General features: G+C 74.4%; 10 protein-coding genes. 6 read left to right on the top strand and 4 right to left on the bottom strand.

Annotation, left to right across the window (positions count from 1 at the left end):
- Positions 1-285 precede the first annotated feature (285 nt).
- From OF117_RS21895 to OF117_RS21885, 3 genes are read right to left on the bottom strand one after another with little or no spacing between them, the layout of a single operon-like run.
- Complete coding sequence (locus OF117_RS21895) at positions 286-981, bottom strand: hypothetical protein (protein ID WP_263554978.1); 696 nt, start codon at positions 979-981, stop codon at positions 286-288.
- A complete protein-coding gene (locus OF117_RS21890; protein ID WP_263554977.1) occupies positions 981-1,898 on the bottom strand; it encodes an ABC transporter ATP-binding protein in 918 nt (305 codons plus the stop codon). Before OF117_RS21890 ends, OF117_RS21895 begins: the two co-directional genes overlap by 1 nt.
- The gene (locus OF117_RS21885; RefSeq protein WP_263554976.1) at positions 1,895-2,257 is read right to left on the bottom strand and encodes a GntR family transcriptional regulator; all 363 of its coding nucleotides are present in this window, start codon (positions 2,255-2,257) and stop codon (positions 1,895-1,897) included. The genes OF117_RS21890 and OF117_RS21885 overlap by 4 nt, the downstream gene beginning before the upstream one ends.
- Before the next feature lie 150 nt (positions 2,258-2,407).
- Between OF117_RS21885 and OF117_RS21880 the strand changes: the two genes are divergently transcribed.
- The 6 genes from OF117_RS21880 to OF117_RS21855 are packed head-to-tail and all read left to right on the top strand — an operon-like array spanning position 2,408 to position 6,953.
- Positions 2,408-2,710, top strand: coding sequence for an urease subunit gamma (locus OF117_RS21880; protein WP_091364026.1), 303 nt, complete (start codon positions 2,408-2,410; stop codon positions 2,708-2,710).
- Positions 2,707-3,015 carry an urease subunit beta gene (locus OF117_RS21875; RefSeq protein WP_263554975.1) on the top strand — a complete coding sequence of 103 codons (309 nt, stop codon included), beginning with the start codon at positions 2,707-2,709 and terminating at the stop codon, positions 3,013-3,015. The genes OF117_RS21880 and OF117_RS21875 overlap by 4 nt, the downstream gene beginning before the upstream one ends.
- Complete coding sequence (locus OF117_RS21870) at positions 3,009-4,730, top strand: urease subunit alpha (RefSeq protein ID WP_263554974.1); 1,722 nt, start codon at positions 3,009-3,011, stop codon at positions 4,728-4,730. Before OF117_RS21875 ends, OF117_RS21870 begins: the two co-directional genes overlap by 7 nt.
- A 13-nt stretch (positions 4,731-4,743) precedes the next feature.
- On the top strand, positions 4,744-5,430 hold the full coding sequence (locus tag OF117_RS21865) for an urease accessory protein UreF (RefSeq protein WP_263554973.1): 687 nt from the start codon (positions 4,744-4,746) through the stop codon (positions 5,428-5,430).
- Positions 5,420-6,094, top strand: coding sequence for an urease accessory protein UreG (gene ureG / locus OF117_RS21860; RefSeq protein ID WP_263554972.1), 675 nt, complete (start codon positions 5,420-5,422; stop codon positions 6,092-6,094). Before OF117_RS21865 ends, ureG begins: the two co-directional genes overlap by 11 nt.
- 49 nt (positions 6,095-6,143) lie before the next feature.
- On the top strand, positions 6,144-6,953 hold the full coding sequence (locus tag OF117_RS21855; RefSeq protein ID WP_263554971.1) for an urease accessory protein UreD: 810 nt from the start codon (positions 6,144-6,146) through the stop codon (positions 6,951-6,953).
- Between the two features lie 68 nt (positions 6,954-7,021).
- On the opposite strand, the gene OF117_RS21850 is transcribed toward OF117_RS21855, so the two are convergent.
- Entirely contained in the window at positions 7,022-7,186 is a 165-nt protein-coding gene (locus OF117_RS21850; protein WP_263554970.1) for a hypothetical protein, read from the bottom strand.
- Between the last annotated feature and the right edge of the window lie 250 nt (positions 7,187-7,436).

The following is a 7,436-nucleotide window of genomic DNA, read 5'->3' as shown; positions in this document are numbered from 1 at the left end:
TACTGCCCCGGCAACGGGGTGGGAGAGTAGGACGCCGCCGGACAAGCATTCCAGAATGGCCCCGCACCGATCGGTGCGGGGCCATTCTGCTCGTCCGGGGCCGTGCCCGGAATGTCTGCTTGTCCGGGAGCGCACCCGGAATCCGGCCGGGGGTCCGTCTCCCCCGGCTGGGGACCGCACGGGGACCCGGCCCGGGTTCCAGCACCCGCGCGCGCCCGGGCTCGTACCGAGTGCGACGGCGCCCGGGAGCGGTGGCTCCCGGGCGCCGTGCGGTCGCGGGTCGGGTCAGGGGACGACCCGGCGCAGGCCGGAGTACGACAGCCCGCCGGCGATCGCGGTCACCGCGAGCGGCAGGCTCACGGCGAACGTCAGCAGCGACCGGTCGGCCAACCAGCCACCGACGGTGCTCCACGCGTCGAGCTCACCGATGAGCAGGAGCGTGCCGATGACCACGGCCACCACGGCGACCGCCAGCGTGTACAGCGCGGAGGCTCCCCAGCGCTTGAACAGGATCCCGAGGGCGGCGCCGACGGTGGCGCACGCGAGCAGCGGGGTCGCGTAGACCACGACCTGGAGCAGCGGACCGTCCACGTCGATCGGCGACGGTCCCCAGAACTGCAGGCCGAGCCCGAAGCCGCCGCTGGCGTCCTCGATGGCGGCGAGCAGGGCGAGGGCGACGGCGTACGAGACCGCCTGCGCGGTCGCGGCGATCGCCGTCCCGAGGTAGAAGGACCGCCGGCTGAGGCCCAGGCCCATGCCGAAGGGCAGGAGCTGGGTCACGGCCTGCGCGTAGACGACGCCGACCGTGACGTACAGGGCGGCCAGGCCGCCCGTGCCGGCGGAGTCGGACTCCGACACCGGCGTCGTTCCCCACAGCACGGCGTTGAGGGCGAAGCTCGACGCGACGATCAACCAGGGGATGCCCATCGTGACCAGCGGGCGGGCCAGGTGCAGCCGGGTGGCGGCCAGGACGCGGTCCATCAGGAGACCTCCTCGAGTCGCGGGCTGGTGTCGGTCCGGCCGGACGCCGCGGCCGTCGCCCGGCTGAGCGCGACGACGAGCTGCTGCAACGACGTGGGCTCCACGGCGAGGCCGAGCGCCCGAGCGGCGACGGCGTCCTGCTCGCCACCGTGCCGGACGACCGCCCGTCGGTAGCCGCCGAGCGATTCGGCATGCAGCACCTCGCGGCTGCGACCGAAGGCGGCCACGCGGTCGGCCGGTCCCGACACTGTGAGCGCCCGGTCGCGCAGGGAGTCGGCGTCCTGGGTCAGCAGCAGCCGGCCGCGGTCGATGATCAGCACGTGCTCCAACAGGTCGCCGATCTCCTCGATCAGGTGCGTGGAGATGACCACCGTGCGGGGGTGCTCGGTGTAGTCGGCGATCAGCCGGTCGTAGAAGAGCTGCCGGGCCACGGCGTCCAGGCCGAGGTAGGGCTCGTCGAAGATGGTGAGCGGCGCGCGTGAGGCGAGGCCGATGACGATGCCCACGGCCGACGTCATCCCCCGGGACAGCCGTCTCACCGGCCGTCGCAGCGGCAGCTCGAACTCGTCGAGCAACGACCCCGCCAGGTCGTCGTCCCAGTCCGGGTGCAGCCAGGACGCCGCCTCGACCGCGTCCTTCACCCGGAAGGCGTCGGGGTAGCGCTGACCCTCCTTGACGAAGCAGATGCGACGGAGGACGTCGTCGTTCTCGTACGGGCGGGCGCCGAACACCCGCAGCCGGCCGGACGTCGGCACCCGGTGCCCGGTGAGCAGTTGCATCAGCGTGGTCTTGCCGGCGCCGTTGCGGCCGAGGAGGCCGGTGATGGTCCCCTCCTCGATCCTCGCGGTGACGCCGTCCACGGCCGTCGTCGACCGGAAGCGCATCGTCACGTCCTCGAGCGTGGCGACGGCGGTCATCGCTGCTCCTCCCATCGGTCGATCATGGCGGCCAGCTCGCGGGTGGCGATCCCGAGCTTGCGGGCCTCGGTCATCAGCGGTCGGACGTACTGGTCGGCGAAATCGCTGCGGCGCCGCTTCAGCAGCTGCTCGCGGGCGCCGGTGGCGACGAACATCCCGACTCCTCGTCTCTTGTAGAGCACCCCGTCGGCGACGAGCTGGTTGAGCCCTTTCGCCGCGGTGGCGGGGTTGATGCGGTGGAAGGCGGCCAGCTCGTTCGAGGAGGGCGCCTGGCTCTCCTCGGGGAGCGATCCGTCGACGATCGAGTTCTCGATCTCCGCGGCGACCTGGCGGAAGATCGGTCCGCCGTCCTCGATCACCTCGGCGCCGCCCCGGTTGCGCGGTGCCTTGGTTCATTACTCATGTAATGAACCATAGAACGCCGGGCGGTCGTGGTGCAAGCGGCGCAACAGCGCCGTCACATGCACGGGCTAGCGTGCGGCGTCCGCGAACGTCGGGAGGTCGACCGCGTGCACCTGTCGCCCCACGAGCAGGAACGCCTGCTGCTCTCGTACGCCGCCGAGCTGGCCCGCCGCCGGCGGGCGCGCGGGCTGAGGCTCAACCTGCCGGAGGCGACGGCGATCGTCACCGACCACGTGCTCGAGGGCGCTCGCGACGGCGTCCTCGTCGCCGAGCTCATGCAGTCCGGCCGGACGGTGCTGACCCGGGACGACGTCATGGACGGCGTCCCCGAGCTGCTCGAGGAGGTGCAGGTGGAGGCGACGTTCCCCGACGGGACCAAACTCGTGACCGTCCACCAACCCATCCCGTGAGGCCGGGGGAGGTGCTCACCGCCGACGGGGACGTGGAGACGTTGCCCGGTGCGGCGCGCGTCGACGTCGAGGTGCGCAACACCGGTGACCGACCGGTGCAGGTCGGCTCGCACTTCCACTTCGCCCAGGCCAACCGTGCCCTGCAGTTCGACCGCGCGGTCGCGCACGGGCACCGCCTCGACGTCCCCGCCGGCACGGCCGTGCGCTTCGAGCCCGGCATCACGCGCGCGGTGACGCTGGTGCCCATCGGCGGGGCTCGGATCGTGCCCGGACTGACGGCCGACGGCGGGCTGGGCTCGTGGTGAGGCTGTCCCGCGAGCGCTACGCGCAGCTCTACGGGCCGACCACCGGTGACCGCATCCGGCTCGCCGACACCGATCTGCTCGTCGAGGTGGAGGACGACCGCTGCGGCGGTCCTGGCAGGGCCGGCGAGGAGGCCGTCTTCGGCGGCGGCAAGGTGATCCGCGAGTCGATGGGCCAGGGGCGGGCCACCCGGGCCGAGGGAGCGCCCGACCTGGTCATCACCGGCGCGGTGGTGCTCGACCACTGGGGCGTGGTCAAGGCCGACGTCGGTGTCCGGGACGGGCGGATCGTGGCGCTGGGCAAGGCCGGCAACCCCGACACGATGGACGGCGTCCACCCCGGGCTGGTCATCGGCCCTGGCACCGAGGTGCTCGCCGGCAACGGCCGGATCCTCACGGCCGGGGGCATCGACTGCCACGTCCACTTCATCTGCCCGCAGATCGTGCCCACCGCGCTCGGATCGGGCGTGACCACGCTGATCGGCGGGGGCACCGGGCCGGCCGAGGGGTCCCGGGCCACCACCATCACGCCGGGCGACTGGTACCTGGCGCGCATGCTCGAGGCGATGGACCCGTGGCCGGTCAACGTCGCGCTGCTCGGCAAGGGGAACACGGTGTCCCGGCCGGCGCTCGCCGAGCAGCTCCGAGCAGGGGCCAGCGGGTTCAAGCTGCACGAGGACTGGGGGTCGACCCCGGCGGCGATCGACGCCTGCCTCACCGTGGCGGGCGAGCACGGGGTCCCGGTGGCCCTGCACAGCGACACCCTGAACGAGGCCGGCTTCGTCGAGGACACCCTCGCCGCCATCGCGGGGCGCAGCATCCACGCCTACCACACCGAGGGCGCCGGCGGCGGGCACGCGCCGGACATCATCACCGTCGCCGGGCAGCCGAACGTGCTGCCGTCGAGCACCAACCCCACCCGGCCGCACACCGTCAACACCCTCGACGAGCACCTCGACATGCTGATGGTCTGCCACCACCTCGACTCCAGCGTGCCGGAGGACCTTGCGTTCGCGGAGAGCCGGATCCGCCCGACCACGATCGCCGCAGAGGACCTGCTGCACGACCTCGGTGCCGTGTCGATGATCGGCTCCGACGCGCAGGCGATGGGTCGGGTCGGCGAGGTGGTGCTGCGCACCTGGCAGACCGCGCACGTGATGAAGCGCAAGCGCGGCGCCTTGCCGGGCGACGGTGCTGCCGACAACGTGCGGGCGCGGCGGTACGTCGCCAAGTACACGATCTGCCCGGCGGTGGCGCACGGCATCGACGGCGAGGTCGGGTCCGTGGAGCCGGGCAAGCTGGCCGACCTCGTGCTGTGGGATCCCGCGCTGTTCGGCGTCCGGCCGCACGTCGTGCTGAAGGGCGGCACGATCGCCTGGGCGCAGATGGGCGACGCCAACGCCTCGATCCCCACACCCCAGCCGCAGCTGCCGCGGCCGATGTTCGGCGCCTACGGCCGGGTGCCGGCCAGCACGTCGGTGCACTTCGTCGCCCCCACGGCGGTCGACTCCGGCCTGGCCGACCGGCTCGAGGTCGACCGGCGGCTGGTCGCGGTCACCGACACGACGCGGCTGACCAAGGCCGATATGCCGGAGAACACCGCGTTGCCCGACATCCGCGTCGACCCCGACACCTTCACCGTCACCGTCGACGGCGAGGTCTGGGAGCCCGAGCCGGTGCGCGAGCTGCCGATGGCCCAGCGCTACTTCCTGTTCTGACGGCGGGTCGACGGTGACGGCGGCGCTCCTGACCCTGGCCGACTCCCGGCTGCCGGCGGGCGGGCACGCGCACTCCGGCGGGGTGGAGCAGGCCGTCGCGGCCGGCCTCGTGCACGACCTGGCCTCGCTGACGGCCTTCCTCCGTCGCCGCCTCACCACCGCCGGCGCGGTCGCCGCCGGTCTCGCCGCGGCGGCGTGCGACGCCGTCCGCTCCGCCTCCGACCGGCACCGGCCGGGCGCCCTCGCCCGGCTGGAGGCCGAGGCCGACGCGCGGACGCCGAGCCCGGCACTGCGGGCCGCGTCGCGGCAGCAGGGGCGGGGCCTCGTGCGGGTCGGCAGGCGGGCGTGGCCGCACCCCGCCTGGGACGCCCTGCCCGACCGCCCGCACCACGCGGTCGCGCTGGGGGTCGCCGCCGCGGCTGCCGGCTCCGGGCCGCGGGACGCCGCCTCGGCCGCCGCCTACCTGTCGGTGAGCGGACCGGCCACCGCCGCCCAACGCCTGCTGGCGCTCGATCCGATCGCCGTCGCCGCCGCCACGGCGCACCTCGCGGCGGAGGTGGACGCGCTCGTCGGGCAGGTGCTCCCGGCCGTTCCGGACGGGGGGTCGGTGCCCGACCGGTTGCCCGCGTCCGCCGATCCGCTCCTCGACCTCCTCGCCGAGGTGCACGCCTCACGGAAGGACCGCTTCTTTGCCTCCTGACCACGACCTGCACGGCACCGTCGATCCCGAGCCGCCGCGGCGCGCGTCCGGCCCCCTGCGGATCGGGCTGGGCGGCCCGGTCGGCTCGGGCAAGACTGCACTGGCCGCGGCGCTGTGCCGCACGTTGGGCGGCGAGTTCGACCTCGCCGTCGTCACCAACGACATCTACACGACCGAGGACGCCGACTTCCTCCGGCGGCACGCCGTCCTGCCCGACGACCGGATCGAGGCGGTGCAGACCGGGTGCTGCCCGCACACCGCGATCCGCGACGACATCACCGCCAACCTCGACGCCGTCGAGCTCCTGGAATCGCGGCACCCCGGGCTGCAAGTCGTGTTCGTGGAGTCCGGCGGCGACAACCTGACCGCCTCGTTCAGCTACGGGCTGGTCGACGTCCAGGTCTTCGTGATCGACGTGGCCGGCGGTGACAAGGTGCCGCGCAAGGGCGGCCCGGGGGTGACGGCGGCCGACCTGCTCGTGGTCAACAAGACCGACCTCGCACCACTGGTGGGTGCCGACCTCGACGTGATGCGGCGCGACTCGGCCGCCGTGCGGGGCGGCAGGCCGACGCTGCTGATCTCGCTGCGCGAGGACCCGTCCGCCGCCCCCGCGGCGGAGTGGGTGCGCGAGCAGGTGCGGCAGCGGTCCCTGCAGACCGCGTGACCAGGCGTCGTACCGGACGTCGAACCGGAGGGCGTCCGGGACGGCGGGCATGAGGACGGCGGTCGAGGTCGTCGCCCGGCGTGGACCGGGCGGCACGACGGTGCTGCCGGTCGTCCGGTCCAGCGGCCAGCTGGCCGTGCGCCGCACCGGGCCGGTGACCGTCCACCTGGTCGCCACCGCGTTCGGTCCGCTGGGCGGGGACGACGCGCAGGTCCGGTTGGTGGTGGAGGGCGGCGCCTCGCTGCGGGTGCGGACCGTGGCGGCGGCCGTCGCGCTGCCGGCGCGGGACGGCGCTCGACCGTCGCTGCAGCGCATCACCGCCGAGGTCGCCGGCACCCTGGATCTCCAGCCGGAGCCGACCGTGGTCGCGGCCGGTGCGCACCACCGCGCCGAGCTCCGGGTCGCCCTGGCGCCGGACGGGGAGCTGCTGGTCGCCGAGCAGGTCCTGCTGGGCCGCGCCGGGGAGCGGCCGGGGCGGTGGACGGGCACGACGCGGATCGAGCGCTGCGGACGACCGGTGCTGCACACCACGGTCGACCTCGGGCCGGGCGCACCCGCCTGGCCCACGCCGGTGGCGCCCCGGGCGTACGCGTCGACCGCGCACATCGCGCCCGACGACGCGCCCGACGACGCACCCGACGACGCGCCCGCCGGTGCGCGCGCCGCTCCACTGCTAGCCCCCTCGTGCGGCGCAGCTCCCACCGACCGAGGTGCTGCCTCACCCGGGGTCGTCACCGGCGCGGACGCCGTACGGTTGCCCCTTCCCGGGGGATGGGTGGCCACCGCGTGGGGGAGCGAGCTCCACCGGGTCGTAGCGGCCGCCGTGGCGATCGAACGACCGGGCGGCGTGCCGGCCTAGCAGCCGCGTCGGAGGTCAGGGCCGCCGCCGACACCCTCCGGTGCGCCCGGGCGCCTGCGCCCACGGGGTCAGCCGCGCTCCGCGCCCTCCTCGCGGGCCACCCGGTCCTGGACCTCGGGATCGTCGGGCACGTTGCCGGACGGATCGGTGGTGCCCGGAGCCCTCTCCGCGGGGACCCCTTCGACGTCGGTACCCGCGTGGTCGAGCGTGCCGTTGCGGTCGGGTGCGGTCATGGTCGCCTCCTCCGGGGTCGGTGTCGTTCCTACCCCGCCAGAGGCTCTCGGATCTGCAGCGCTGAGCAGCCGTCCGTGAGCTCTCGAACAGAACCGGGGCCCTGGCCGTCGTCCCACCCGCCGACGCATGGCCCAGCAGGCGCGCAACGCCCGGGAACCAGCACGCCGCGGTCAACGGCGCAGCGGGTCGGGTGGGGCGAGTTCGTCGAGCCAGGGTGGGTCGGGTTCGGGGTCGTGGTACCAGCCGGGT

The organism is Geodermatophilus sp. YIM 151500 (assembly GCF_025716945.1).
In the GTDB taxonomy this organism is placed as follows: Bacteria; Actinomycetota; Actinomycetes; order Mycobacteriales; family Geodermatophilaceae; genus YIM-151500.
This window is presented reverse-complemented; position numbering and strand designations above follow the sequence as displayed.

Excerpts from the sequence above, each read along its gene's own strand:
- OF117_RS21895 (WP_263554978.1), bottom strand. The coding sequence starts at position 981 with ATGGACCGCGTCCTGGCCGCCACCCGGCTGCACCTGGCCCGCCCGCTG.
- OF117_RS21890 (WP_263554977.1), bottom strand. The coding sequence starts at position 1,898 with ATGACCGCCGTCGCCACGCTCGAGGACGTGACGATGCGCTTCCGGTCG.
- OF117_RS21855 (WP_263554971.1), top strand. The coding sequence starts at position 6,144 with ATGAGGACGGCGGTCGAGGTCGTCGCCCGGCGTGGACCGGGCGGCACG.
- OF117_RS21850 (WP_263554970.1), bottom strand. The coding sequence starts at position 7,186 with ATGACCGCACCCGACCGCAACGGCACGCTCGACCACGCGGGTACCGAC.